General features: G+C 72.3%; 23 protein-coding genes and 2 pseudogenes. 13 read left to right on the top strand and 12 right to left on the bottom strand.

Annotated elements, in window-relative coordinates; all coding sequences use genetic code 11:
* Positions 1 to 54 precede the first annotated feature (54 nt).
* Together P3G67_RS22090 and P3G67_RS22085 are read left to right on the top strand one after the other, a co-directional pair.
* Positions 55 to 837, top strand: a complete 783-nt coding sequence (locus tag P3G67_RS22090; protein ID WP_276095008.1) for an ArsR/SmtB family transcription factor — start codon at positions 55 to 57, stop codon at positions 835 to 837.
* Between the two features lie 113 nt (positions 838 to 950).
* Complete coding sequence (locus P3G67_RS22085) at positions 951 to 1,601, top strand: DedA family protein (protein WP_276095007.1); 651 nt, start codon at positions 951 to 953, stop codon at positions 1,599 to 1,601.
* Positions 1,602 to 1,611: 10 nt separating this feature from the next.
* On the opposite strand, the gene P3G67_RS22080 is transcribed toward P3G67_RS22085, so the two are convergent.
* A complete protein-coding gene (locus tag P3G67_RS22080) occupies positions 1,612 to 2,145 on the bottom strand; it encodes a gamma carbonic anhydrase family protein (protein ID WP_269857255.1) in 534 nt (177 codons plus the stop codon).
* Positions 2,146 to 2,207: 62 nt separating this feature from the next.
* Here P3G67_RS22080 and P3G67_RS22075 point away from each other — a divergent pair, with 62 nt between their 5' ends.
* Positions 2,208 to 2,969, top strand: coding sequence for an acyltransferase (locus tag P3G67_RS22075; protein ID WP_276095006.1), 762 nt, complete (start codon positions 2,208 to 2,210; stop codon positions 2,967 to 2,969).
* Between the two features lie 13 nt (positions 2,970 to 2,982).
* Here the strand turns inward: P3G67_RS22075 and P3G67_RS22070 are convergent, their stop codons facing one another.
* The gene (locus P3G67_RS22070) at positions 2,983 to 3,846 is read right to left on the bottom strand and encodes an EamA family transporter (protein ID WP_276095005.1); all 864 of its coding nucleotides are present in this window, start codon (positions 3,844 to 3,846) and stop codon (positions 2,983 to 2,985) included.
* 146 nt (positions 3,847 to 3,992) lie between these two features.
* Between P3G67_RS22070 and P3G67_RS22065 the strand changes: the two genes are divergently transcribed.
* Together P3G67_RS22065 and P3G67_RS22060 are read left to right on the top strand one after the other, a co-directional pair.
* Positions 3,993 to 4,565, top strand: coding sequence for a helix-turn-helix domain-containing protein (locus P3G67_RS22065; RefSeq protein WP_276095004.1), 573 nt, complete (start codon positions 3,993 to 3,995; stop codon positions 4,563 to 4,565).
* 28 nt (positions 4,566 to 4,593) lie between these two features.
* A complete protein-coding gene (locus tag P3G67_RS22060) occupies positions 4,594 to 5,154 on the top strand; it encodes a YbaK/EbsC family protein (RefSeq protein ID WP_276095003.1) in 561 nt (186 codons plus the stop codon).
* 9 nt (positions 5,155 to 5,163) lie between these two features.
* Here the strand turns inward: P3G67_RS22060 and P3G67_RS22055 are convergent, their stop codons facing one another.
* Positions 5,164 to 5,640, bottom strand: coding sequence for a GNAT family N-acetyltransferase (locus tag P3G67_RS22055; RefSeq protein ID WP_269857260.1), 477 nt, complete (start codon positions 5,638 to 5,640; stop codon positions 5,164 to 5,166).
* 103 nt (positions 5,641 to 5,743) lie between these two features.
* A complete protein-coding gene (locus P3G67_RS22050) occupies positions 5,744 to 6,151 on the bottom strand; it encodes a CoA-binding protein (protein WP_276095002.1) in 408 nt (135 codons plus the stop codon).
* A gap of 186 nt (positions 6,152 to 6,337) precedes the next feature.
* Here P3G67_RS22050 and P3G67_RS22045 point away from each other — a divergent pair, with 186 nt between their 5' ends.
* Both P3G67_RS22045 and P3G67_RS22040 read left to right on the top strand, forming a co-directional pair.
* Positions 6,338 to 6,490 (top strand): hypothetical protein, encoded by a 153-nt coding sequence (locus P3G67_RS22045; RefSeq protein ID WP_276095001.1) that lies wholly within the window; start codon positions 6,338 to 6,340, stop codon positions 6,488 to 6,490.
* A gap of 10 nt (positions 6,491 to 6,500) precedes the next feature.
* Complete coding sequence (locus P3G67_RS22040; protein WP_276095000.1) at positions 6,501 to 7,424, top strand: phosphorothioated DNA-binding restriction endonuclease; 924 nt, start codon at positions 6,501 to 6,503, stop codon at positions 7,422 to 7,424.
* Between the two features lie 110 nt (positions 7,425 to 7,534).
* Here the strand turns inward: P3G67_RS22040 and P3G67_RS22035 are convergent, their stop codons facing one another.
* Positions 7,535 to 7,957 (bottom strand): DUF6542 domain-containing protein, encoded by a 423-nt coding sequence (locus P3G67_RS22035; RefSeq protein WP_276094999.1) that lies wholly within the window; start codon positions 7,955 to 7,957, stop codon positions 7,535 to 7,537.
* A 138-nt stretch (positions 7,958 to 8,095) separates the two neighbouring features.
* On the opposite strand from P3G67_RS22035, the gene P3G67_RS22030 reads away from it, so the two are divergent.
* Positions 8,096 to 8,722, top strand: a complete 627-nt coding sequence (locus P3G67_RS22030; protein WP_276094998.1) for a YigZ family protein — start codon at positions 8,096 to 8,098, stop codon at positions 8,720 to 8,722.
* Between the two features lie 310 nt (positions 8,723 to 9,032).
* On the opposite strand, the pseudogene P3G67_RS22025 reads toward P3G67_RS22030, so the two are convergent.
* Both P3G67_RS22025 and P3G67_RS22020 read right to left on the bottom strand, forming a co-directional pair.
* Positions 9,033 to 9,182: pseudogene (locus tag P3G67_RS22025) on the bottom strand (carboxylesterase family protein); the annotation flags it as partial.
* Positions 9,176 to 9,688, bottom strand: a pseudogene (locus tag P3G67_RS22020) (MBL fold metallo-hydrolase); the annotation flags it as partial. The pseudogenes P3G67_RS22020 and P3G67_RS22025, both read right to left, overlap by 7 nt.
* A 132-nt stretch (positions 9,689 to 9,820) precedes the next feature.
* Between P3G67_RS22020 and P3G67_RS22015 the strand changes: the two are divergent.
* Entirely contained in the window at positions 9,821 to 10,363 is a 543-nt protein-coding gene (locus P3G67_RS22015; RefSeq protein ID WP_313880956.1) for an MmyB family transcriptional regulator, read from the top strand.
* 85 nt (positions 10,364 to 10,448) lie between these two features.
* Here the strand turns inward: P3G67_RS22015 and P3G67_RS22010 are convergent, their stop codons facing one another.
* Both P3G67_RS22010 and P3G67_RS22005 read right to left on the bottom strand, forming a co-directional pair.
* The gene (locus P3G67_RS22010) at positions 10,449 to 11,546 is read right to left on the bottom strand and encodes a tetratricopeptide repeat protein (protein ID WP_276094997.1); all 1,098 of its coding nucleotides are present in this window, start codon (positions 11,544 to 11,546) and stop codon (positions 10,449 to 10,451) included.
* 46 nt (positions 11,547 to 11,592) lie between these two features.
* Positions 11,593 to 14,472 carry a CHAT domain-containing protein gene (locus tag P3G67_RS22005; RefSeq protein WP_276094996.1) on the bottom strand — a complete coding sequence of 960 codons (2,880 nt, stop codon included), beginning with the start codon at positions 14,470 to 14,472 and terminating at the stop codon, positions 11,593 to 11,595.
* A gap of 22 nt (positions 14,473 to 14,494) precedes the next feature.
* Between P3G67_RS22005 and P3G67_RS22000 the strand changes: the two genes are divergently transcribed.
* From P3G67_RS22000 to P3G67_RS21985, 4 genes are all read left to right on the top strand, one after another.
* Positions 14,495 to 14,863 carry a hypothetical protein gene (locus tag P3G67_RS22000; RefSeq protein WP_276094995.1) on the top strand — a complete coding sequence of 123 codons (369 nt, stop codon included), beginning with the start codon at positions 14,495 to 14,497 and terminating at the stop codon, positions 14,861 to 14,863.
* The gene (locus P3G67_RS21995; RefSeq protein ID WP_276094994.1) at positions 14,860 to 15,750 is read left to right on the top strand and encodes a hypothetical protein; all 891 of its coding nucleotides are present in this window, start codon (positions 14,860 to 14,862) and stop codon (positions 15,748 to 15,750) included. The genes P3G67_RS22000 and P3G67_RS21995 overlap by 4 nt, the downstream gene beginning before the upstream one ends.
* Positions 15,751 to 16,162: 412 nt before the next feature.
* Positions 16,163 to 17,323 (top strand): exonuclease SbcCD subunit D, encoded by a 1,161-nt coding sequence (locus P3G67_RS21990; RefSeq protein ID WP_276094993.1) that lies wholly within the window; start codon positions 16,163 to 16,165, stop codon positions 17,321 to 17,323.
* Entirely contained in the window at positions 17,323 to 20,331 is a 3,009-nt protein-coding gene (locus tag P3G67_RS21985) for an AAA family ATPase (RefSeq protein WP_276094992.1), read from the top strand. The genes P3G67_RS21990 and P3G67_RS21985 overlap by 1 nt, the downstream gene beginning before the upstream one ends.
* A gap of 20 nt (positions 20,332 to 20,351) precedes the next feature.
* On the opposite strand, the gene P3G67_RS21980 is transcribed toward P3G67_RS21985, so the two are convergent.
* The 3 genes from P3G67_RS21980 to P3G67_RS21970 form a co-directional block, all read right to left on the bottom strand.
* Positions 20,352 to 20,882 carry a GNAT family N-acetyltransferase gene (locus P3G67_RS21980; RefSeq protein WP_276094991.1) on the bottom strand — a complete coding sequence of 177 codons (531 nt, stop codon included), beginning with the start codon at positions 20,880 to 20,882 and terminating at the stop codon, positions 20,352 to 20,354.
* A 71-nt stretch (positions 20,883 to 20,953) separates the two neighbouring features.
* Positions 20,954 to 22,675 carry a DUF885 domain-containing protein gene (locus P3G67_RS21975; RefSeq protein WP_276094990.1) on the bottom strand — a complete coding sequence of 574 codons (1,722 nt, stop codon included), beginning with the start codon at positions 22,673 to 22,675 and terminating at the stop codon, positions 20,954 to 20,956.
* A gap of 135 nt (positions 22,676 to 22,810) precedes the next feature.
* Positions 22,811 to 24,181 carry a GNAT family N-acetyltransferase gene (locus tag P3G67_RS21970; protein ID WP_276094989.1) on the bottom strand — a complete coding sequence of 457 codons (1,371 nt, stop codon included), beginning with the start codon at positions 24,179 to 24,181 and terminating at the stop codon, positions 22,811 to 22,813.
* Positions 24,182 to 24,190 lie beyond the last annotated feature (9 nt).

The raw sequence follows: 24,190 nt of genomic DNA, 5'->3' as shown, positions 1-24,190 counted from the left end.
GCTTCCCGGCACGCTTCGGTGCGGGGCGAAATGTGTGCCGCCTACGCTGGAGGCATGCAGATGGACACCGCCCCGCAGGAACACGAGGCTGATGTGGCCAGTGCGGCAGCCGTGTTCGGTGATGCTTCCCGGGTGCGGGTGCTGCTGGCGCTCGGTGACGGGCGGCGACTGCCCGCGAGCGTGCTGGCCGCGGAGGCCGGGATCAGTCCCTCGACCACCAGCGCCCACCTGGCCAGGCTGCTGGAGGCCGGACTGGTGACCGTCGAGTGCCACGGCCGCCATCGTTACTACCGGCTCAGCGGTCCCGAGGTCTCCGACGTACTGGAGGCGCTCGCCAGGGTCGCGCCGCCCAAGGCGGTGCGCTCGTTGCGCGAGGGCACCCGCGCCGCGCAGCTGCGGCGCTGCCGTACCTGTTACGACCACCTCGCCGGACGGCTCGGGGTGGCGTTGATGGACGCCCTGCTGGCCAACGGCGTCCTCGCGGGCGGCGACGGACGGTACCGGGAGGATGCGGCGGACCACGACCGGCCCTCGGCGTACGGACGCGACGTGGCGTACGAACTCACCGGCCACGGGCGGCGGATCCTCACCGAGTTCGGGGTCGACCCGGACGAGTTGCCGCGCCGCAGGCCCGCGATCCGCTACTGCGTGGACTGGAGCGAGCAGCGCCACCACCTGTCCGGCGCGCTCGGCGCGGCGCTGACCGGGCGGCTGTTCGCGCTGGGCTGGATCCGCCGGGGTGACGCCCGGCGTGTCGTGCGGATCACCGACGAGGGCCGGACGGGCATGGTGCGCACCTTCGGCATCCCGGAGGACTGGGACGCGCCCGCGGCCTGAGGTGTGCGCCCGGTAAAGGCGCTGTTTCCCCATCACACCGGCGTTCGCTTAGGCTTCCCGTCAACGGTTTCGGCCCGGCAGCCGGTCACGGGGGTCAACGGAGGGAAGCGGCGTTGCACGTATCGGAGTGGCTTCAGACCATCCCGCCCATCGCGGTCTATCTGATGGTCGCCGGGGTGATCGGGGTGGAGAGCCTGGGCGTTCCGCTGCCCGGTGAGGTCGTGCTGGTCAGCGCCGCGTTGCTCGCCTCGCACGGTACCGTCGACCCGCTGTTCGTCGGGGTGTGCGCGGTCGCCGGCGCGGTGGTCGGCGACTCCATCGGCTACGCGATCGGGCGCAAGGGCGGCCGGGCACTGTTCGAACGGCTCGGCCGGAAGTTCCCCAAGCACTTCGGCCCCGAGCATCTGGCCACCGCGGAGCGGTCCTTCCGTCGCTGGGGCATGTGGGCGGTGTTCTTCGGCCGGTTCGTCGCGCTGCTGCGCATCTTCGCCGGTCCGATCGCGGGCATGCTGCACATGCGGTACTGGAAGTTCCTCACCGCCAACCTGCTCGGCGGTATCGCCTGGGCCGGGGGCACCACGGCGGCGGTCTACTACGTCGGGGTCGTCGCCGAGGCGTGGCTGAAGAAGTTCTCGTACTTCGGGCTCGCGGCGGCGGTGCTGATCGGTATCGGTTCGTTCGTGGTGGTGCGGCGCCGGGCCAAGTCGCACGCGGCGCGACAGGAGACGGCGGCGGAGCCGGTGTCCGCCCCGGTCGGGGAGTGACCGGCGCGGCTCACCGCGGGGCGAACGCCTTGCGGTGGGCCGCCGCCAGCTGTACGTAGTGCGCCGCGTTGGCCCGCACCAACTCCCGTTCCTCATCGGTAAGTCGGCGCTTGACCCGGGCGGGGACACCGGCCACCAGCGAACCGGGCGGCACCTGTAGGCCCTGCGGCACCAGGGCGGCTGCCGCGACCAGCGAACCGGCGCCTATACGCGCCCCGTTGAGGACGGTGGCGCCCATGCCCACCAGTACGTCGTCCTCGATGACGCAGCCGTGGAGCACCGCGTTGTGCCCGACCGAGACCCGCTCACCGACGACCGCCGGGTAGCCAGGGTCGGCGTGCACGGTGCAGTTGTCCTGGATGTTGCTGTCGGCGCCGATCGTGATTCGTTCACAGTCGCCGCGCAGCACCGTGTGGTACCAGACGCTGGAGCCCGCGGCCAGTCGAACCTCGCCCAGTACCACGGCCGTTGGCGCGACGAACGCCTCGGCGGCCACCTCCGGTTCGCGTCCCGCCACGCCGGTGACCAACGCCCGCCGCTCCATGCAGACTCCTCCGTCCCTGTCCCGGTACCGCGATGATCGCACGTGGTCGCTACTGTGTGCGAGTGCCGAAGAACAGCAACGTGTTCTCATCCCTGCCGCCGCTGGTGGCTCTGACGGCCTGGCGCCGCCGCGTCGCCTCTGGCTTGATACACCGCGGTGCCCGCTGGATACGGGAGACCGCCGCGGTCAGTGCGGAGCGCCCCGGCCCTTTCCGTTTCGGCCGGATCGGCCCCGGCACGCGGCTGGCGTACCCACAGGGGACGATCTTCGGCGAGCGGTGGATCGAGTTGGGCGACTACTGCATCATCGGCGAGCAGGTCACCCTGACCGTTGGCATGGTGCCGGGCATGGAGTTCGGGCCGGATCCGGTGCTGCGGCTCGGAGACGGCGTCGTGCTGGGGCGCGGCAGCCATGTGGTGGCCTCCCAGCCGGTGGTCTTCGGGCGGGAGGTGTACTGCGGTCCGTACGTGTACGTGACCAGTGACAACCACTCGTACGACGACCCCGGCCAGCCGATCGGCAAGCAGTGGCCGCGCACCGCGCCGGTCGAGATCGGCACGGGAAGCTGGCTGGGCGCGGGCGCGGTGGTCCTGCCGGGCGCCCGTCTGGGCCGCAACGTGGTGGTCGCGGCGGGCTCGGTGGTACGCGGTGAGGTGCCCGACCACTCGGTGGTGGCCGGGGCGCCCGCGCGGATCGTACGGCGTTGGGACGCCGAGCAGGGCTGGCAGCCGCCGTTGCGCACCCCCGCGCCGGTGCCGCTACCGCCGGGGCTGACCCCTGAACAGGTGCTGGCCTTGGCGCGGCTGGACCCGGAGGCGCAGTAGCGTTCGGCCGCCGCTACCCGGCGGCCAGCAGCACCGACCCGGCGAGCGCGAGCCCGGCGCCCGCGGCCTGCACCATGCGCAGCCGCTCCTTGAGCACGAACCGGGCGGCGAGCGCCGTGACCACCGGGTACAGCGAGGCGAGCACGGCGGCGACGGCCACCGAGCCATGCCGTGCCGCCAGCGCGTACGAGCCGTTGGCCGCCACATCGGCGAGTCCGACGAAGACCAGCGCGGGCAGACTGCGCCGCACCAGTGCCGCTCCGCCCTCCGGAAGCGCCGGGGCACCCCGTCGCACCGAGACCGCCAGCGCCGTGCCGCCGACCACGACGTTGCACAGGCGCTGGACGAACAGCGCGAGGAAGAGGCCGGTCACATTGACCGAGGCAGCGGCTATCAGTGCCATCACGGCGCCGAAACCCATCGCCGCGACCAGGGTCAGCATGATCGCCTGCCGCCGCACCGCCGCACCGCGGAACTCCGGGCCGCCGGCGAGCGTCACCCCGACGACGGCCACCACTATGCCCGCGATCCGCAGCGGTCCAGGGCGCTCGCCGAGCGCCAGCCCGACGCCCACCGGCACCACCACGCCGATCGTGGCCAGCGGTGAGACCACGCCCATCGGGCCGAGCGCCAGCGCCCGGTAGAAGCACAGCATCGCGGCGGGGCCGACCACTCCCGCGGCCACCGCGAACCACAGCCGCGGCCCCGCTTCGCTCCATCCGCCGGTGCCGACCACGATGCCGCCCAGCACCAGGGCGGCGGCGGTCTGCGACACCACGACCACGGTCAGGGCGGGGAACCGGCGGGTCAGCAGCCCGCCGCCGAAGTCGGCGAGCCCCCAGAGCAGACTGGTGGCCAGGGCGAAAACCGCTGTCACGGCACTACCTCGCAGTACAGTGGGATGGACGTTGTAGTGCAGTCCAGCGTAGTGCACTATATTGCATTAAGTCATTCAAAATACTTAACGGTGCGGTCGCCCCTGGTGCCGTGCCCGGGAAACGCCACCAAGGGGGCGGTAGGTCGGTGCCGGATCTCGAACACGTCGCGCAGTCGCTGGCGCGCAACCTCAAACGCCTGCGCCAGGAGCGCGGCTACTCCCTGGACGCGCTGGCGGCCCGCTCCGGAGTCAGTCGCGGCATGATCATCCAGATCGAGCAGGCCCGTACCAATCCCAGCATCGGGACGGTGGTCCGCCTCGGCGACGCGCTCGGGGTGAGCATCGCCGGACTGGTCGACCAGGCTGAGGGGCCCGCCGTCCGCATGGTCCCGCCCGAACAGGCGGTCAGGCTGTGGGAGACGCCGGCGGGCAGCCACGGCACGCTGCTGATCGGCACCGAGGCGCCCGGGCCACTGGAGCTGTGGTCCTGGCGGCTGATGCCGGGCGAGGGCCACGACTCCGACCCGCACCCGGTCGGCACCGCGGAGTTGATCAGGGTCGAGACGGGCCGGCTGACTCTCGTGCTGGACGGCGCGGAGTTCCACATCCCCGCCGGCGCGACCGCCAGCTTCGAGGCGGCGGCGCCGCACGGCTACCACAACACCGGCCCGGAACCGGTGGAGATGACGCTGGCGATCTCCGTACCGCCGCCGCGCTGAGCCCCGTCGGCGCGCTAGCGTGCGGAGTATGCACGCTCCCATCGGAAACTTCGCGGAAGTACTCCAGGCCTCCGACCACCTCGACCTGCTGGCCCCACCGGTCGCCGAAGCGCTGCGCGCCTGGCGCGGACCGGTCCCGGTGGACCAGGTGCTCTACGTGGACTCCGACCCGGCCGACGCCGACACCGCCGTCTTCGGCGAGCTCCACGGCATTCCGCCCGAGCGGTCGGCCAACTGCGTGGTCGTGGCGGGTAGGCGCGGGCAGGACGTCACGCTCGCCGGATGCGTGGTCCTGGCCCATACCCGGGCCGATGTCAACGGCCTGGTCCGCCGCCATCTCGGCGTCCGCAAGGCGTCGTTCGCGCCGATGGACACCGCGGTGGGGGAGAGCGGCATGGAGTACGGCGGCATCTCACCGATCGGACTGCCGCGGGAATGGCCGCTGTTGGTGGACGCGGCCGTGGCCGACACCCCGTATGTCGTCATCGGCAGCGGGCGGCGGCGCGGCAAGCTGCTGGTGCCCGGCAAGGCGCTGGCCGGTCTGCCGGACGCGGTGGTGCTCGAAGGGCTCGGCCGGGCCGCTGGGTGAGGCGGCGGCTCAGCCGTTGGGACGCGACAGGTCGAGGGAGAGCGCGGTGGAGTGTTCGGCGAAGCCGAAGTCGCGGTACATCTCCTCGGCTTCCGGGGTGGCGTGCAGATCCACCCGGGTCACCCCGTGCTCGGCGAACCAGCCGAGCAGCGCCTCGGTCGTCGCCCGCGCGTAGCCGCGGCGGCGGTGGGCCGGGTCGGTGCACACGTTGAAGACGAACCCGAACCGGCCGGTGGGGTGCCCAGGAGCGGGCAGCCGCTGCTCTACCGTGCCCACGGCGCAGGCGGCGAGCCCGCCGTCCGGCGCGTCCACCACGAACGCGCCAAGCGTTCCGCCGGGGTCGGCCAACTGCCGTCGTATGAGCCTGCGCGCCGTCTCCTCCCAACCGCCTGGTTCGTCACGGCCGTTCATCGAACGGAACATCAGACGGCGCAGCCGCACCAGTTCGGCGGCGTCCTCGGGACCGGCGGCTCGTACGGTGATCACGCCAGGACGCTAGCGCAACCGGTGGGGCCTCGTTGAACCGTCCACGGAATTAGATCGTCCGCTTCTCGCAGGGGAGAGCGTTGTGCTTCCTCCACCGCCGCTGTCAGCGCAGCCTCGGCAGTTCGATCGCCGGGCAGCGGTCCATCACCATCTCCAGACCCGCCTCGCGCACCCGGTGGTACGCCTCCTCGTCCACCACGCCGAGCTGGAACCACACCGCCTTGGCCCCGATCGCCACCGCCTCGTCCGCCACCGGGCCGGCCAGCTCGGAGTTGACGAACACGTCAACGACGTCAACCGGGAACGGGATCTCGGACAGCGAGGAATACCCCTTCTCCCCGTGCACCGTCTCGGCCCTCGGATGGACGGGCACGATCCGCTTGCCGTACCGCTGGAGCACCTCCGCGACGCCGTACGCGGCCCGCTGCTCGTTGGTGGACAGCCCCACCACGGCCCAGGTGTCACCAAGCCCAGTCAGGATCCTGCGGATCGATGCCGGGTCGCCGTACACGCCTGCCTCCTGCGGGTCGCGAAATGCGTTCTGCCTCGTAACGAGCGTCGTCGGCTGGGGATTCCCGGCGACCCGGGTTTGTCCATGATCCGCGTCGGCGAGACTGTGGGCTGTGACAAGAGAACAGACAGGCTGGTTGACAGGCGGCGCCTTCGGGCTCGCCTTCGTCGTTGGCTCGCAGCGGCGATGACGGCCTGCGGCGCCACGGGCCTCGCGCTGGCCGGCTACGGCGCTTCGGCGGCGGACATCGCCACGACCGCCGGAGTCGTCCCGGGGGCGCTGCTGCTCGGTTCGGTGTGGTGGGGCGCCAACGGGAAGGCGAACGCGCGGCCTTCGTAAGGTTTGACACGTGACGCGTGAGGAACTGTTCGAGCGGCTCGCCCGGTTGAAGACCGCGCCGGTCGGTGGGCGGCGGGCGCCGCACAAACCTCTGTTGCTGCTCTGGCTGTTCGGGCGGTACGCGGAGACCGGAAGCACCGCCGTCACGTACGCCGACGCGGAGGAGCCGGTCAGCCGGCTGATCAACGACTTCGGCCCGTCCGTCGTCAGCGTCACGGCCCAACGGCAGCGCGCCGCCATGCCGTTCGTGCACCTTGAGCGCACCCTGTGGCAGCTGCTCGACGGAAGCGAGCAGCCGATCGGTTCCGGCGCGCCGGAACGCGGCAACTGGCTGCGGTCACATGGCGCGGTCGGCCGGCTGCGCCCCGAAGTGGAACTGCTGCTCGCGGATCCCGGCACGCTGGCCGCCGCCGTACGGGTCCTGCTCGACCGGCACTTCACCCCGGCGCTGGAACCGCTCGTCTGCGAGGGCGCCGGACTGGACCTGACCAGCCTTGAGGAGGCGGCCTACGCGCTAGTCCCCAGGACACCGCGGCGGCGGACCCGACGCTCGGGCTTCGCCGAAGAGGCGCTGCGCGCCTACGCGTTCGCCTGCGCGATGTGCGGCTACGACGGGGCACTCGGCCGCAACCCCGTCGGCCTCCAGGCGGCGCACATACGGTGGCACAGCCAGGACGGCCCCGACGAGGTGCGCAACGCCCTGGCCCTGTGCGCCCTGCACCACGCCCTGCTCGACCTCGGGGTGCTCGGGCTGACGCTGGACATGCGGATACGGGTCTCCGGGCTGTACGTGGCCCGCAACGAGGCGGGCCGGGCGGTGGACGCGCTGGCCGGGCAGCTTCTGGCCGCGCCACGGCCGGGGAACCCGCCGGTCGACCCCGCGTTCATCACGTGGCACGACCGGCAGGTGTTCAAGCATCCCGCTGCCGCCTAGGGGACGCCGTGGGCCGCGGTTGCCGTGTGGCTTCCGTTCCACGGTGTTGTGGCGGCCCGCGGCCCTCGTCGTCCCCGCGGATCGCGAGGTCGCCCGCGGCCCGGCCCCGGCTACCCCCGCCTACGGCGCGCCCTGAGCGCCCGAACGGTCAGTACCGCGAGCACCGTGGCCTCCGCCGCCGCCATGGCGGGAAAGGCGTCAACGGCCCAGTGCACGGCGGCGGTTGACAGGCCCTTGCCGTGGTGGCCCGTGCCGCCGGACACCAGCTCGGCCGCTACGGTGACCACCGCGACCACCAGGGGTGGGGCCGGTACCACCCACCAGGCGCCCGCCCGGGAACAGCGCGCGCCGGACAACGCCGCGGCGAGCACCGCGCTGACCGTGAGGCCCCAGCCCAGTGCCGAGGCGGCCAGCTCGTCGGCGGCGGCACCGGCCACCGGCAGGCACCACGCCAGCCACGCCCCGCTTGGGGCCGCTCGTCGGGCGGGCACGGCCGGATTCCGGACCGCCCGCTCCGCGCGCTGAACCGTCATTCACATTCCTTCGGTGGCGGAGAGCCGTATGCTCCCGATCACAGGACGTTCCACACCCGCCCCGGGTTGCCCTCCTTTCCTCGCGCCGCACGCCGACCGCCCGCCGACGGCGGCGGGGCATGCGCATACGCTGGACGGATGCAGGAGCAGTACCGGACGATCGCCCGCGCGGGCGTGCACGAGACCGAGATCAACAAGTCCCGCTTCATCTGCTCGCTCGCGCCCGCCGCGACCGAGCAGGAGGCCCAGGACTTCATCCGTCGCGTCCGGGCCGAGCACCCGTCCGCCAACCACAACTGCTTCGCATACGTCATCGGCGCCGACGCCGCGCTGCAGAAGGCGAGCGATGACGGCGAGCCCGGCGGCACCGCGGGCGTGCCTATGCTGCAGATGCTGACGCGGCGCGACGTCCGCTACGCCGTGGCCGTGGTCACCCGCTACTTCGGCGGGGTCAAGCTGGGCGCCGGCGGACTGATCCGGGCGTACGGCGGATCGCTCGGCGCGGCGCTGGACGCCCTGGGCACGGTGGTCCGCCGCCGATACCGGCTGGCCACCATCACCGTCGACCACCAGCGGGCCGGAAAGCTGGAGAACGACCTACGGTCCACCGGCCGCGCGGTGCGCGAGGTCCGGTACGGGACGGCGGTGAGCATCGAGGTCGGACTGCCGGAGGCCGAGCTGGACGCCTTCCGTGACTGGCTGGCCGACGCCAGCGCGGGCAGCGCGGTACTGGAACTGGGTGGTGAGACGTACGGCACGCTCTGACCCGGGCGAGCGCGCCGGTCGGTTGACGGACTTCGGCTGCTCGTCGGCGGTGCCGCTGCCGGTTCGGTGCTGACGTGTGTGGGCGGCGCCCGTCATCCCTGGCCGGCGGCATTCGATCGCCTCGACAGGCCGGTTGGTGATGGTGACCCTCGCCAACCGACCCCTTCGCCGTCGAATCGGCGGATCAGCCGCCCCCGGCCGAACGGCGGCCAGCCGGGGTCGCCGGTCCTGGCGAACGCGACCCACGCCGCGTGCATCTGGTCGGCCAGCGCCGCGGGCGGTTCGGCCGCCTGTCAGCTTCCCCTGCGGTGCCAGATAGGTCGAGGAAGCCCGCGATGCCGAGGCGGTAGTTGAGCGTCACCAGGACCACCCCGTCGCGGGCGAACGCGGCGCCGTCGTACGGCGGAGCGCTGGATGAGCCCGCCACGAAACCGCCGCCGTGCACGAACACCATCACCGGACTGCAATCGGCGTCGCGCGGGCCCATGCCTTGATGGCGAACCTGTCGCCGTCCCGGACGACCTCCGCCCCGCCGTGCCCGCCCAGATGCGCTGGCAGGACAAGGGAGTTGGTGTCGCTGGCCTGGCCGAACAGCCGGCGGCGAGTGGCCCTCGCCTCGGCCGGATCCTCGCAGAAGCAGCTGTTGGTGTCGGGCTCCACGAACTGCAGCGGTGTGTGCAGCAGGTCGCCGACGAACAGCGCCCGGTCGGTGCCCGACCCCAGGGTCAGCACGGAGGAGCCCGGCGTGTGTCCCGGCGCGAGGTCGAGCCGCAGGTTCCCGTCGATGGTGTGGCTGTCGTCCCACAGCAGCGTCTGCCCCGCTTCGTGCACCGGCGCCACGCTGTCCTCGAACACGTTCTGGTTGCCACGCCCCAGGCTCCGGACGCGGTCGTTCTCGGGGCTCCAGAACTCGAAGTCGCGCCTCGGTATCAGATAGGTGGCGTTGGGGAAGGTCGGCAGCCAGGACAGGGCCAGTCGGTCAACGCGTCCGACGGCGTCCTGGACGCGCTCGCCACCGCCCTGCGGCTGGACGAGCACGAGCGCGCACACCTGCGGGAGCTCGCCTCCCAGCGTCCCCGGCCCCTCAGGCGTCCACCGGTGGAACGCGTCGACGCCCTCACCCGTGACCTGCTGCGCTCGGTCGGGAACACTCCGGCGCTCGTCCTCGGCCGCCGCACCGACGTGCTGGCCTGGAACCCCCTGGCGCACGCCCTGCTGGCCGGGCACCTCGACCCCACCGCGCCCGACCGTCCCGCCGACCGGCCGAACCTGACACGCATGGTGTTCCTCGGCCCGCACACCAGGGACCTGTACGCGGACTGGGAACGCAAGGCGCGAGCGGTGGTGGGCAGCCTGCGGCAGGTCGCCGGGCGCCACCCCGAGGACGCGCTCCTGGCGTCACTGGTCGGGGAACTGGCAATGAAATGCCCGGAGTTCGCCGCGCTGTGGAACGACCATCGGATCCGGCCCTGCGAAGCGGACTCGTACCGGCTGCGCCATCCGCTGGTCGGCGAACTCACGGTCACCCAGCAGATCCTCGTGCTCGCCCGTTCGCCGGAACAGTCCCTCGCCCTTGTCACCACGCGGGAGGACTCCAGTTCACAGAACACGCTCAAGCTGCTGCGCGGATACGCCTCCTGACGCCGTGACTCGTTGAACTCGGCGGTGGTCGCCACCGGTTGCGGTGTGGGACGGGGAACAAGGGGGTGGCGCAGTCGTTCGCTCGTCATCCTCCCAACCGCGCGAGCACGTCCGTGAGTTCGCGCACGAGGGGATGGTTCGGGCCGTGCGTGCTCCGGTAGCCCTCGATCGCGTCACGCAGCAGCGGCACCGCCTCCGCGCCGCGGCCCTGGTTCGCCCTCGTTGCCGCCAGGTCGACCTGCACGCTGAGGGTCGCGGCGTGCCGTGGTCCGTACGCCCGCCGGTATCCCTCCAGGACTTCGGCGAGCCTGTCCTCGGCCTCGGTGACGTGACCCAGCGAGTTGAGTACGACGGCGTAGTTGTGCCGGGATGTCCACGTATCCGGGTGATCGTCGCCTTGCCGCTGTGACCGGCTTTCGATCAGAGCGCGGTACATCTTCAGTGCCTCGGCGTGTTTGCCCTGGTGGGTGAGGACGGCGGCGAGGTTGTGTTGCACGACCAGCGTCAGATCGGTGGTGCCGTCGATATCGGCCAGCATCGCCCGGTACATGTGCTCCGCCTCGGCGAGTTGAGCGGGCGAGCCTCGTAACGTTCCCGCCAGGGTGTTCCTGCTGCTCAACGTGTCCGGATGGGTAGCGCCGAGGGTGCGTGTGCGGCGAGCGACGGTGTCCCGCATCAGGCCTTCCGCCTCCTCCCGGCGGCCGAGGTCGATCAGGACGCTCGCCAGGTTCGAGGCGATCTGCAACGTCTGGGCGTCGTCCTGACCGCGTAACCGTTCCCAGCCGGACAGCGCCTCGCGTAGCCGCTGTTCGGCCAGCGCGAGGTAGCCGCTGTGCTGCTGAAGCCTGGTGAGGTCGTTCAACGCCAGCAGCCTGTTCTCTTGGTCGTCCGCGCGAGCGGCGACCAGCCAGTCCAGCAGTTCGATGGCATCGTCTCGTCTGCCGGGGAGATCGCCCAGCGCGACCGCGTACCCGTGCAGCGCGTGCAACGTCTCGGGGTGGTGCAGTCCGAGCTCGTCGCGTTTGTGCTGGAAGTCGAGCCCGTGGGCGTACTCCGCGGTCATCGTCAGCTTGATGTCGAGCAACGCCGGCTCACCTCGCCGCTTGGTCACGTTGATCTCGGCACTGCCGAAGTCACCGGCGTAGTGCTCGGTGCTCTTCCGCTTCTTCCTCCAGAACGCCACAGGCCCCCCTGCCGCCGTCACGCGCCACCGCGGATACGTCCGCCGATTATCGCCCCGAATGGAGGTGCGCAGCCCACAGCGTCGGGGACTTGTGGAAGCGCTCGCGGCAGCGGCGCACCGCGTGGTGCAACGCCATCGCGGCGTCCTCGCCCGCGGCGATGCCTTCGTGCAGGTCCACCGCGACCTGCCGGGCGACGAGGTCATTGACCTGCCACAGTGTGCCGACGACCTGCGGGTATCCGGCAAGCTGGAACGCCGACACCAGGTGCAGGCTCTCGTCGGGGATCCAGTGGGCGCCAAGGGATGTCTCGCACGCCGACAGCACAGCGAGCCTGACCCCGGACAGGTCGAGCGCGGACAGGTCGAGCACCGAAAGCGGACCGTCGTGCAGAAGCAGATGACTGGCCGAGGGGTCGTCGGGATCGCTCACGCCGTGACACGCGAAGTGCGCGGAGCCGTGTGAGGGCAGTGCGGCGCGGACCGCGTCGACTGTTGCCTGCGCGCCGTCCAGCCTGGTGGCCGACGTCAGGGCGGCGATGTGGGTCGCCTCCCGCTCCACGCTGCGCAGTGTCTTCGCGCCGGGTGCGTCCCCGATCGCCACGACAACCAGATCGCCGTCCGCTCGGGTGCGCCGTGCCTTGGCGTGCCGCAACGCACGCAGTGTCGGCGTGTAAGACGAGACCACCCGATCGAGGACCGTCGCGCTGTCCGGGTAGTGGCCGGCCGCGTGGATCGGGAGCAACGCCAGCTGTCCCACCGGCGACCACCAGACCCGCGGCCAGGAATCCGACGGCGTGGTGGTGTGCCCGAGCCGCTTCAGCACCGGTTCGGCGACGAAGTCCCACAGCCACCCGAGTATCCCGGTCACGGTGGTCTGGGCATCGGTTTCGCCCGCACCCGGCCGGGTCGAAGCCGCCAGTGCGGCGCCCAACGCGGCTGCCTGGTCCGCCACGGAGTCCGGTGTCACGTCCGGCAGTTGGACCGGCGTGATGCCCGACGGTTGGACGATCAGCGCATCACTGCGGTACCTGCTCACGTTGATGAGCACCACCGGTCCCGCGGCAGCGGACGCCAGCAGTTCGGCGAGTCCCGGTGGGGCGAGGAAGTCCGCGAACCCGGGCAACGCTCGCACCTCGTCGAGCAGGTGCGACAACCGAACGTCCAGGTCGTGCCGCTCGTCCGCCGCGGCTCCCATGAGATGTCCGGAAGGGATCAGCCGGTCGAACGCGTCATCCAGTCGCTCGGCGAGTTCCGGCGCCACGGCGTGCAGGCGCGACAGATCGCTGCGGCTTTGCAGCACCTGGCCGCCGAGCACGCCCCGGCCGAGTTCGAGCAGCCGCACCGCCGTCTCAGGGGCATCTGCCCACAACGCGCTGGCGGCCGCGTCCGCGGCGAGGCCGTTGAGTTCCGCCAGCGCTCGCTGCTGGTCGACGCGGGCAAGACGCCGCGGCACCACGAGCGGCAGCAGGCCAACCGCGCATGCGTAGGCGTCCCGGGCCTCGCGCCACTGCCCGGTCTCGGCCTTGGTGCGAGCCCATGCGCGTGCGGCCCTGATCCGCGCCATCGGCGGCAGTGCCTCGATCTCCACCGCCTCACGGAAGGCGTGCCCTGCGGAAGTGAGCACCCCGGGGTCCAGGCTGAGCTCGTACTGTGCGTACAGGGCGTCGCCGTAGTTGATCTGGGTCTGGCCTCGCCCGACCGTGCCGGGGGCACTCGCCCGCACAGCGCTGCCCAGTGCCGTCACGGCCCGGCGCAGCGCCTCCGGGTCGCCGCTGAACCCGTACTCGGAGAACCAGACGCGGCCTTGGTTGCCCAGCGCCGCCACGTGGTTCCGCTCGCCGTACGGGATCGTGCGGACGACCTCGGTGAACGCGGTGATCGCCTGCGCCAGGTCGCGCCGCAGCCTCGTGCGCAGGAATCGTTGGTGGTGCAGCAGCCCGAGCAGCAGCGGGATCGTGGCGTCGTCGCTGCCCTGGCCATGGGCGGATCGGCCGACCTCCACGGCCTGGTCCAGCAGCTCGATGTCGCCGGTCCGTTCGACGAGCTCAAGCACTGCGATCAGGTAGTTCTCGCAGCGGTTGCCCCACGGCCGCGTGCCCGCCCGGGTCGCCGCGAGTACCTCACGCAGCAGGACCACGCCTTCCCGCAGCGCCGCGACGTCACCGGTCTGCCTGCCGCGAACCCGCAACGCGGCGGCGAGGTCGACCTTGCGGTGCAGCAGTGCCTGCGATGCGCTCGGCGTGCGCGCCACCGCGGCCCGCAGGTGCCGGATAGCGGTCTCCCGCACGGACTCGTCGCCCGTGTCCTCCGCGGAACACTGCAGCACGTTGCCCAACTGGTTGAGCACCAGCAGGTAGTTCGGGTCGTCGACGGCGGTCGCACGGACGCCTTCCTCCAGGACCTCGGCCGCGTCGACGAGTGCCCCACGGTCGTAGGTGAGTTCGTACCGCATGCGCAGGGCCTTGCCCAGCACCAACTGCACACCCGGCGTGCGCGGCAGACGTGACGCCGACTCAACTGCCTCGGCGGCGTACTCGGGGTCGCGGGTGCGCTCGGCCAGCAGCACCAGCGCATCGACGCGCACCATCGCCGCCGTGAGCCGGTTCTCCCCGGCCAGCAGTGGCAGCGCCTTGTCACACCCGGCCAGTGCTTCGTGCAACGCGCAGACGTCGCCGAAGTGCTGGAAGTGGTCCAGCAGCAACGCGCTCAGGCTGACCCGTAACGTGTACTTGACCGGGTGGTTCCGCGTGTATCCGATGGCGGTCCGCAGCCGCGCGATTCCTTCCAGCAGGTCCGCCGGATCGCCCGTGAGCCGGTGGCGGTCGCGCAGTGCCATGGCCAGGTCGTTCGTCGCGTTCACCGAGCCCCGGGCCGCCCGTTGCCGGTTGCGCTCGATCTCGTTGTCGAAGGGTGTCGGGGAGGTCACTTCGCAAACTATCCTCACTGCGGTGACCGCTGACCAACTGACCGTGCTGTGCCAGCGCTTGGCCGATGACACCGACGCGGTGCGGAGCTCGCCGGAGGTTCGGGCGCTCGCGGAGTCGATCGTTGGCCGTGTGCGCGACGGTGTCCCGCTCGACGAACTCGCTGGCGACTTCGATGAGTTGGAGGAACAGCTCCTGCGGGCAGGGCACGTGGCAGGGTTGAGCCCGACGCGTTCGTACGAGCGGTTGCTCGGCACGCGTGACGGGCACCGCGTGCTCGAGGTCCTCGTGTGCCCCCGCGGCACCTGCACACGGGTCGAGGCGCCGGGCGCGGAGCCGGTGCCCTGCCTGGTGTACCGGCGGCCGATGGCCGTCAGGAGGCTGCGGTCGTGACCAAGATCCTTGAGGTACTGGGCGGCAAGCTGGCCGAACGCTGGCTTGCCTTGATGCTCGTGCCCAGCGTACTGCTGATGACAGTGGCCGCGGCCGGGGATACGCTCGGACACCGGCGCTGGCACGACATCGGTCTGCTGCTCACCCGGCTCGACCGGTTGTCGACCGAGCCCGCGTTGCGGAGCACCGGTACGCTGATCCTTGTCCTGGCAGGACTTCTGGCGGCTTCTGCGGGTCTGGGCCTGGCCGCCACCGCGCTGGGTGCGGCGGTGGAACGACTGTGGCTTGCCACCCGGCCGCGATTCCTCACCGACCGGCGCCGACGGCGGTGGGACGAAGCGCACGCGAAGTTCAACCGCGCCCTGGTGGAGGCGGCCAAGGCCGAGCGCACTCCCGAAGCCAGCGCGGCTGCCGCACGGGCCCGTGAACTCAACGCCCGGCGCAACCGGATCAGTCCCGCGCCGCCGACCCACCCGTTCTGGCTGGGCGACCGGATCGCCGCCGTCGACACACGGGTCTGGGAGACCTACCGGCTCGACCTCGCCTCGGCGTGGCCGCGGCTCTGGCTCACGCTGCCCGAGGACGTCCGCGCCGAGATCAGCACGGCCCGCGCCAAGCTCGCCGCCCAGACCAGGCTGGTGGCGTGGGCCGTCGGCTATCTCGCCGTGGGCGCCGTGTGGTGGCCGTCGGCGGTCCTCGGTGTCGTCACCGCCGCAACGGCATGGCGCCGGGCGCGAGTCGCGGCCCTGGCGTTCGCGGAACTCGCCGAGTCGGCCGTCGACCTGCACGGCAGGCGGCTCGCGGAGAGCCTGGGCATCCTTTGCGAGCGCACACTCACCGAGGACATCGGCGCCGAGATCACGACGTTGCTGAGAAAACAAGCATGAGTTCCCCTTCTTCCGGTTCCGTCCTGGTCGACGGTCCGGGCTCCTTGTGCCCACGGCCCGGGCACCCACCCGGTTCGTAGTGCCGTCGGTCGCGCTGGTGTGGGTGCCCACAGCGGGCGCTGGGGGGCCATGCGGCCTGCGCACACGCCGCGCCGTTTCCTTGCGAGGAGCGCCGTCGTCGGTGGTGTCTCCCACCCAGAGGTAATCGCGGTGGCTTGGTCATGCCACCCCGTCCAGATCACCGCGCACATCTACTGCCACCTCACGCCGGACGCCGGTGGCAGACTGAGGTCCGTGAGGGACCAGGTACTGACAGGCGTTAGCGTGGTCGGTGCCGACGGCGAGGACCGTGCTGGTTCGGTGCCGGGCCCAGGGGCGGAGTAAGGGGAGACATGCAGGTCGGAGCGGCGTCTTGAGAATTCTGCACACTTCCGACTGGCACCTGGGACGGTCGTTCCACCGGGTCAACCTCCTGTCCGCCCAGGAGGCCTTCGTCGACCACCTGGTGGAGACGGTGCGTGCCGAGCGGGTCGACGCGGTCCTGGTCGCGGGCGACATATACGACCGTGCGGTGCCGCCGCTGCCCGCGGTCGAACTCTTCGACTCCGCGCTGCACCGGCTCGGCGAACTCGGTGTTCCCACGGTGATGATCTCCGGCAACCATGACTCGGCACGTCGCCTCGGCGTCGGCGCACGGCTGATGTCCCGCGCCGGTATCCATCTGCGCACCGCGCCGGGGGAGTGCGGCACCCCCGTGCTGCTGGGCGACGAGCACGGCGAGGTGGCGATGTACGGGCTGCCGTACCTCGAACCCGCCCTGGTACGCGCCGAGTTCGCCGCCGAACGGGCCGACCACACCACCGTGCTCCGCGCCGCCATGGGCCGGGTCCGCGCCGATCTCGCCGCCCGCCCGGCCGGTACTCGCTCGGTCGTCCTCGCCCATGCCTTCGTCGCGGGCGGCGTCGGCTGCCGCAGCGAACGCGACATCACCGCGGGCGGAGTCGCCGCGGTGCCCGCCGAGGTGTTCGACGGCGTCGACTACGTGGCCCTGGGACATCTGCACGGCGCGCAGACCATCACCGACCGGATCCGCTACTCCGGCTCCCCGCTGGCGTACTCCTTCTCCGAGCATCTGCACCGCAAGAGCATGTGGCTGGTCGACCTCGGCCCGGGCGGTGAGGTCTCGGCGGAGCGGGTGGACTGCCCGGTGCCGCGCCGACTGGCCCGGCTCCGGGGAACGCTGGCGGAGCTGCTGTCCGACCCGGCGCTGGAGGCCGACGAGGACGCCTGGGTGGAGGCAACGTTGACCGACGCCCAGCGCCCGTACGATCCGATGGCCCGGCTGGCCCGTCGCTTCCCCCATGTACTGGCGCTCGACTTCGACCCGCAGGGCGCCGAGGTGGATCCGCTGGTGTCGTACGCGAAGCGGTTGCGTGACCGCACCGACCAGCAGATCGCCGAGGACTTCGTGGCCCACGTGCGCGGCCACGGCCCGGATCCTCGGGAGAGCGCGGTGCTGCGGGACGCGCTGGACGCGGCGCGGGTGCGCGCGGCGGTCGGGGAGTCGGTCTGATGCGGCTGCACCGTTTGCAGGTGACCGCCTTCGGGCCCTACCGCCGCACCGAGGAGATCGACTTCGACGAACTGTCCTCCGGCGGGATATTCCTACTGCACGGCGCCACGGGCGCGGGCAAGACCTCGGTGCTCGACGCGGTGTGCTTCGCGCTGTACGGGGAGGTGCCGGGCGTTCGGCCGCGCAACCGGCTGCGCAGCGACCACGCGACCCCGGACCAGTTGACCGAGGTCGTGCTGGAACTCACCGTTGGCGGACGCCGGTTGGAGCTGACCCGGCGGCCTGAACAGGAGCGTCCCAAGCGGCGCGGCACCGGAACCACCGTTGAGAAGCACTTCAGCGCGCTGCGGGAACTGTCGCCCAGCACCGGCGAGTGGACCGCGCTCAGCCGCTCGCACCAGGAGATCGGCGAGGAGATCAGGCAACTGCTCGGCATGAGCAGGGAGCAGTTCTGCCAGGTGGTGCTGCTGCCGCAGGGCCAGTTCGCCACGTTCCTGCGGGCCGACGCCACCGAACGCGGCAAGCTGCTGGGCAGGCTGTTCGGCACCGACCGGTTCGTCGGCGCGGAGCGCTGGCTGTTCGAGCGGCGCGGTGCCGTGGAGGACCGGGTGCGCGCCCAGGACCAGCGCCTGATCGCGCTGGCCCACCAGATGCGGCAGGCCGCGGGCCGGGCCGCCGCTGAACAGCCGCCGCCCGAAACGGCGCCGGGGGAGCCGGGGTTGGCCGAGCGAGTGCTGGGCTGGGCCGCCTTCGCGCGTACCGCCGCCAGGGAGCACGCCGACGTCGCGGAACTCGCCCTGAGCGCCGCGGAGTCGGCGCTGAAGGAAGCCGAGAGTGACCTGGAGGCGGCCCGCGAGACCGCCGAGCTTCAGCAGCGGTACACCGACGCACAGGCCCGCTCGGCGCAGCTGGCCGCCGAGCGCACACGGTACGAGGCGGACACCGAGCGCTGGGAGCGCGCCAGCGCCGCCCAACAGGTCACCCCCGCCCTCGACGCGCGTGACACCGCGCGGCGCGAACACGACGTGGCCGAGGCCGCCAGGCAGCGCACCGCCGCCGCGCTTCCCGACGGCCCCGCCGACGCCGACCAACTGGCCCAGCGGGCGGGCCGACTACGCGAGGACCTCGGTCGGCTCGACGCGGCCCGCCGAGCCGAGAACCGGGTCAACGAACTGGTCGCGGTCCGCGACGGCCTCGACCGCGAGGCCGCCGCCGACGAACAGGCAGAACGTGACACCGCGGCATGGCTGGCCGACTGGGACCAGGTACGCGCCGCCCACCAGCGCCGTATCGACACCGCACACCAGGCAGGGCAACGCGCCGTACAACTCGCCGGCCAACTGGACGCCGCGCGCACGGGACTGGCGGCCGCGCGCCGTCGTGACGAGCTGATCGACCTGGAGCGCGCCGCGGACGAACGGCTGTTGCGCGCCCGTGAGACCGCGGCCGCCGCACGGGAGCGGTGGTTGGAGCTGAAGGAACGACGGCTGCGCGGCATAGCCGCCGAACTGGCCGGGGAGTTGGCCGACGGAGAGCCCTGCCCGGTGTGCGGCTCGGTGGCCCATCCCGCTCCGGCCGAACCCGGCACCGGCCATGTCGACCGGGACACTGAGGAGCGGGCCCAGGCCGACTCTCTGAGGGCCGACGAGACCCGCGGAGCGGCCGAGATCGAACTGCACACCGTACGGGAGCGCCTTGCCGCCGCCCGCGAGACCGTGGCCGACCGGTCGGTGGCCGAACTGGCCGCTCGGCTCGCCGAGTTGGCGGACGCGCACGACGAGGCGGCCCGCGCGGCGGCCGATGTGCACCCCGCCCGTGAGGCATGGGAACTCGCCGAACGGGAGCACCAGCGGCGCGTCGACGCCCAGCAGCGGGCCAGCGCCCGCGCCGCCGACCTGCTCGCCCGCCGGGAGACCCTGGACGCCGAACTCGCCGCGCTCCGCGAGCAGTTGACGGGGCTGCTGGACGGCGAGGGCAGCGCCGCCGAGCACGCCTCGCGCCTGGAGCGGCTCGCGGCGGCGTACACCGCGGCCGCGGACGCCGCGAAGGCCGCGTCCGGTACGGCGGAGCGCCTGGCGCAGGCCGAGACCCGGCTCACGGCAGCCGCCCGTGGCGCGGGGTTCGACACCGTGTCACAGGCCGCCGACGCCCGCCTGGACGCGGCCGGGCTGCGCGCACTGAGGGAGCGGATCGAGGAGCACCAGGCGCGACAGGCCGCCGTCACCCGTGAACTGGCGGACCCCGAGGTGCTGGCCGCCGCGGCGCTGTCGCCAGCCGACCCGCGACGGCGGCGAGCCGAGTTCGACGCCGCCGGCGACCGGCTGCGCGACGCGTTCGCCGCACGGCAGGCGGCACGTTCCCGGTGCGCGGAACTCGACCGCCTCTCGGCCGAAGCGGAACGGCAGACCGCCGAACTCGCCCCGCTGCGCGAGGAGTACACCCGGCTCAGGCGGCTCGCGGAACTGGTGTCCGGCAGCTCGACGGAGAACCAGTACCGGATGCGCCTGGAGTCCTACGTCCTCGCGGCCCGACTGGAACAGGTCGCCAACGCGGCCAGCCTGCGGCTGCGGCGAATGTCCTCCGGCCGCTACACCCTGGTGCACACCGACGCCAGGATCTCCGGCCGTGGCCGCTGGGGCCTGGGGCTACGGGTGGTGGACGCCTGGACCGGGACCGAGCGGGACACCACGACACTGTCCGGCGGCGAGACCTTCTTCGCATCGCTCGCCCTCGCGCTCGGCCTCGCCGATGTGGTGACCGAGGAGGCCGGAGGGGTGCGGCTGGACACGCTGTTCATCGACGAGGGCTTCGGCAGCCTGGACGAGCAGACGCTGGACGAGGTCCTCGATGTGCTGGACGGGCTGCGGGAGCGTGACCGGGCGGTGGGCATCGTCAGCCATGTCGCCGATCTGCGCCAGCGCATCCCCGCCCAACTGGAGGTCGTCAAGGGCCGCTACGGCTCGGTGGTGCGGCAGCGGTCGAGTGCCGAGGCGCGGGTCGGCGGGTGAGGCGGCGCGTTCGGGCAGGATCAGCGGGGCGTGCCCGGTTCGGTCAGTTCGTAGGCCCGAAGACCCTCGCGGTCCTCGACCCGGCGGAAGCCGACGCGTCCCAGCACCCGCTGGGACGCGCGGTTGTCCGGCTCGGTCGTGGCCAGCACGGTGCGCACCTCGGGCTGGCGCAGCGTCCAGCCGGTGAGCAGCCGTAGCGCGTCGGTGGCCCAGCCCGCGCCCCGGCCGGACACCGACAGGTCGTAGCCGACCTCCACCACGCCGTCCACCGGCGGCCCATGGAAGCCCATGCCGCCGACGGCCATGGCGTCCTCGGCGCGCAGGATCGCGAACAGGCCCCAGTGCGGCCGGTGCTGACCGGCTACGGCGGCCTTCGTCACCATCCTGGCCGCCACCACCGTGCCCTCACCGGGGGCGCCGTCGATCCAGCGCAGGCCGTCGGGGGCGCCGTCGGCCATCCGCGCCGCCTCCTCGGGCATGACCTCGCGCAGCGCGACCCGCCCGTCGCGCAACTCCAGCCGCGCGCTGTCGTGGGAAGCGTCCGGCGCCATCAGCGACTCCTAGCGGGTCCTTGCGGCGGCCGGGCCCGTCGACCCGGCCGCCGCCGTCGGCTCGGGCGGTGTCAGAGCTGGGACAGCTCGTCCACCAGGTCGTCCAGGCCCAGCGAACCCTGGGAGAGGGCCGCCATGTGCCAGGACTTGGCGTCGAAGTCGGCGCCGTGCGCCTGCCGGGCGGCCTCGCGGCCGGTCAACCAGGCGCGCTCGCCCAGCTTGTAGCCGATCGCCTGGCCCGGCATGCCCAGGTACCGAACGAGTTCACTGTCCAGGAACTTCGCCGGCCGCCCGCTGTGCAGGCCGAAGAACTCCCGGGCCAGCGCCGGTGTCCAGCGTTGGCCGTCGCCGTGCGACCAGCCGATCCGCCGGGCCGAGTCCGCGGGGATCGGCAGCTCCAGGTGCATTCCGATGTCGATGATCACCCGGACCGCGCGCATCATCTGCGCGTCCAGGTAGCCCAGTCGGCGGCCCGGATCCGTGAGGAAGCCCAACTCGTCCATCAGGCGCTCCGCGTACAGCGCCCAGCCCTCGACGTTGGCGCTCACCAGGCCCACCGAGGCCTGGTAGCGGGAGAGCCGCGGCGCCACGTGCACCCACTGGGCCAGTTGCAGATGGTGGCCGGGCACGCCCTCGTGGTACCAGGTACTGACCAGGTCGTAGACCGGGAAGCGCTCCCGGCCCAGCGTCGGCAGCCAGGTCCGGCCCGGACGGGAGAAGTCCAGCGCCGGGCTGGTGTAGTACGGCGCCGCCGCGCTGCCCGGTGGGGCGATCATCGCCTCGACCTTGCGCACCGGCTCCGCGAGGTCGAAGTGCGTCCCGTCCAGCGCGGCGATCGCCTCGTCCATCAGCCCCTGGAGCCACTCGCGCACCGCTTCGACCCCCTCGACGGCCTCGCCCGCCGTCTCCAGATGGGCCAGCGCCTCGCGTGGCGTCGAGCCGGGCAGCACCTTCTCCGCCTCGGCGCGCATCTCGTCGTGGATGCGGTGGAACTCCTGCCAGCCCCAGGCGTACGCCTCGTCCAGGTCGAGGTCGGCGCCGGTCCACTCGCGTACCCACAGCGCGTAGCGGTCACGGCCCACCGGGTCGGCGGTGCCCTGGACCGCGGGGGCGTAGCTGTCGCGCAGCCAGTCGCGCAGTTCGGCGACGGCGGCGGTGGCCTTGGCGGCGGACGTGTCGAGTTCGCCGCGCAGTGCCTGCGGGCCGGTGGCGACGAGTTCGGCGAACCAGCTGCGCTCGTCACCGGTCCACTCCGTCAACTGCTCGATGACGGTGGCGACTTGGCGCGGCCCACCAGGCAGGCCCTGCGCCAGGCCCGCCTCCAGCGAGGCACGGTAACCGCTGAGTGCCTCGGGCACGTTGCGCAGCCGCCCGGCGACCGCGGTCCAGTCCGCTTCGGTCTTGGTCGGCATGAGCGTGAACGCCTCCCGCACCGAGTGCACGGGAGAGCTGAGGTTGCTGATCCACCGCAGCCGTTCCCCCGCGTCGTGCACGGCGAGCCCGGCAGTGAGCCGTTCGCGCAGCAGCCGAGCGCAGCGGCGTTCGGCCTCGTCACGGGAGCCGCCCGCCTCCTCGGCGGCGTCCAGTTCGGCGAGGGTGCGCCGGGACAGGTCGGCAAGGGCGTCGAAGCCCGCCGGGGAGAAGTCGGGCAGCCGGTCGTCGCCCGGGTTCAGACCGAGGTAGAGGCCGGTCAGCGGGTCGAGTTCGGCCAGCGCGTCAACGTAGGCGTCGGCGATCGCCCGCGGGAGCCGATGGTCCGGTCGGCTCTTGGCAGCGTCAGGTGTATCGGACATGCGGCCATCCTGGTACGGGAGCCGGTCCCGCGTCGATCACTTTGCGCTTGTGCTCTGCGCGACGGCCGCCTCCCACCGCCCCGTGGCGGGGGCGACGGGAGGCGGCCACGGGACGACTCGGCGGCCGGCGGTCAGTCACAACTCCCTTGTGCGCTGGTGCCCGTGCGGCTGCCGTTGTACTCGGGGGGTGTTCTCGGCGGAGTGGTTCAGGGTCGCGGTGATGACCAGGGTGGCGTCCTCCACCAGGTAGTCCAACGGCAGGCCGAGGTTGCGCATGGCCGCCACCATCGGGGTGTTCGCGGACTTGGTGACCGCGTACACCGCGCCGCAGCCCGCCTCCTGGGCGAGTGCGACCAGCCGCCGAAGCAGCTCCGCGCCGACGCCACGGCCCTGCCACTCGTCCTCCACCAGCAGCGCGACCTCGGTCTCGTCACCGTCCCAGAGCAGATGGCCGAGGGCGACCAGCCTGCCGGACGCCGTCTCGACGGCGAGGGTGCGACCGTGGCGCGGGCTGAGCAGATGGCCGAGGTAGCGGGTGGCGTCGCCTATCGGGCCGTGGTATCGGCGACTGAGCGTGGTGGGCGAGCAGCGGTCGTGCATCGCCTGGGCGGCCGGAACGTCGGCGGGACCGGCGCGGCGCACGGTGATCTCGTTGCCCTCCGGCAACGTCAGCACATCGCGGCGATGCGGCACCCTGGTGCCCAGCTGGGCGTCCAGCTCGACCAGCGCCCGGGCCCGGGCGAACTCCGTCGGGGTGAACGGCAGATAGGGCCGCTCGATGACGAGCGTGCCGCCGGACGGGTCCCGCAGCCGCAGCGCGAACTCCTCCAGCACACCGTCCGCAGGCGGAAGTTCACCGCTCCCGGCGGGCAGTGACCGTATCCGGCAGCGGCCCAGCAACTGGCGCAGCGCGAGGGGGAGTTCCGCGGTGTCCAGGGCGGTGCGGGTGGCCAGGGTCAGGACCCGGGTGGGGGTGTCCACCAGGTCGTGGGTGTCGGCCCGCTCCAGCCAGGTGTCCCGACCGCCCGCGGTGGACACCGTGCGGATCAGCTCCTGCGACTGCACGGTGCTCGGCGCGCGAACCAGGAACTCGTCCACGGTGCCGTCGGAGAGCGGATGGGTTTGCAGGGTGAGGATGTCCACGCCCTCGGCGGCGAGCGCACCGCACAGCGCGGCGAGGCTGCCCGGTGTGTCACACACGGTGGTGCGCAGCCGCCACAGCACGGACTCACCGGCCACCGGGGACGTGGCGGTATCCGGCGCCGGTGGGCCGGGGGGTGAGTGACCGTGGCGGCGAGACCACCATGTGTGGAACCCGGTGACCGCCAACAGCAGTACGGCCGAGCCGGTGAGCAGTACGGGGCCGCCGGGACCGTGCGCCATCAGGTTCGCGGCCAGGTCGGCCGCGGCCACGGCGACGAAGACGGCCGCGAGTTCCACCGCCTCGCGGCGCCAGTGGTGATGGCCGCGGCGGGATACAGCTGGTGACTGTGACGATTGATGCATGGTCCCCAC

Origin of the sequence: Streptomyces silvisoli, assembly GCF_029269905.1 — a bacterium.
Lineage (GTDB): Bacteria > Actinomycetota > Actinomycetes > Streptomycetales > Streptomycetaceae > Streptantibioticus_A > Streptantibioticus_A silvisoli_A.
Note: the sequence above shows the minus strand (reverse complement) of the source record. Positions and strands in the feature narration are given on the sequence as shown.

Excerpts from the sequence above, each read along its gene's own strand:
- P3G67_RS22035 (WP_276094999.1), bottom strand. The coding sequence starts at position 7,957 with ATGACGGTTCAGCGCGCGGAGCGGGCGGTCCGGAATCCGGCCGTGCCC.
- P3G67_RS22060 (WP_276095003.1), top strand. The coding sequence starts at position 4,594 with ATGCACGCTCCCATCGGAAACTTCGCGGAAGTACTCCAGGCCTCCGAC.
- P3G67_RS21985 (WP_276094992.1), top strand. The coding sequence starts at position 17,323 with ATGCGGCTGCACCGTTTGCAGGTGACCGCCTTCGGGCCCTACCGCCGC.
- P3G67_RS21975 (WP_276094990.1), bottom strand. The coding sequence starts at position 22,675 with ATGTCCGATACACCTGACGCTGCCAAGAGCCGACCGGACCATCGGCTC.
- P3G67_RS22045 (WP_276095001.1), top strand. The coding sequence starts at position 6,338 with ATGACGGCCTGCGGCGCCACGGGCCTCGCGCTGGCCGGCTACGGCGCT.
- P3G67_RS22090 (WP_276095008.1), top strand. The coding sequence starts at position 55 with ATGCAGATGGACACCGCCCCGCAGGAACACGAGGCTGATGTGGCCAGT.
- P3G67_RS22080 (WP_269857255.1), bottom strand. The coding sequence starts at position 2,145 with ATGGAGCGGCGGGCGTTGGTCACCGGCGTGGCGGGACGCGAACCGGAG.
- P3G67_RS21970 (WP_276094989.1), bottom strand. The coding sequence starts at position 24,181 with ATGCATCAATCGTCACAGTCACCAGCTGTATCCCGCCGCGGCCATCAC.
- P3G67_RS21980 (WP_276094991.1), bottom strand. The coding sequence starts at position 20,882 with ATGGCGCCGGACGCTTCCCACGACAGCGCGCGGCTGGAGTTGCGCGAC.
- P3G67_RS22030 (WP_276094998.1), top strand. The coding sequence starts at position 8,096 with ATGCAGGAGCAGTACCGGACGATCGCCCGCGCGGGCGTGCACGAGACC.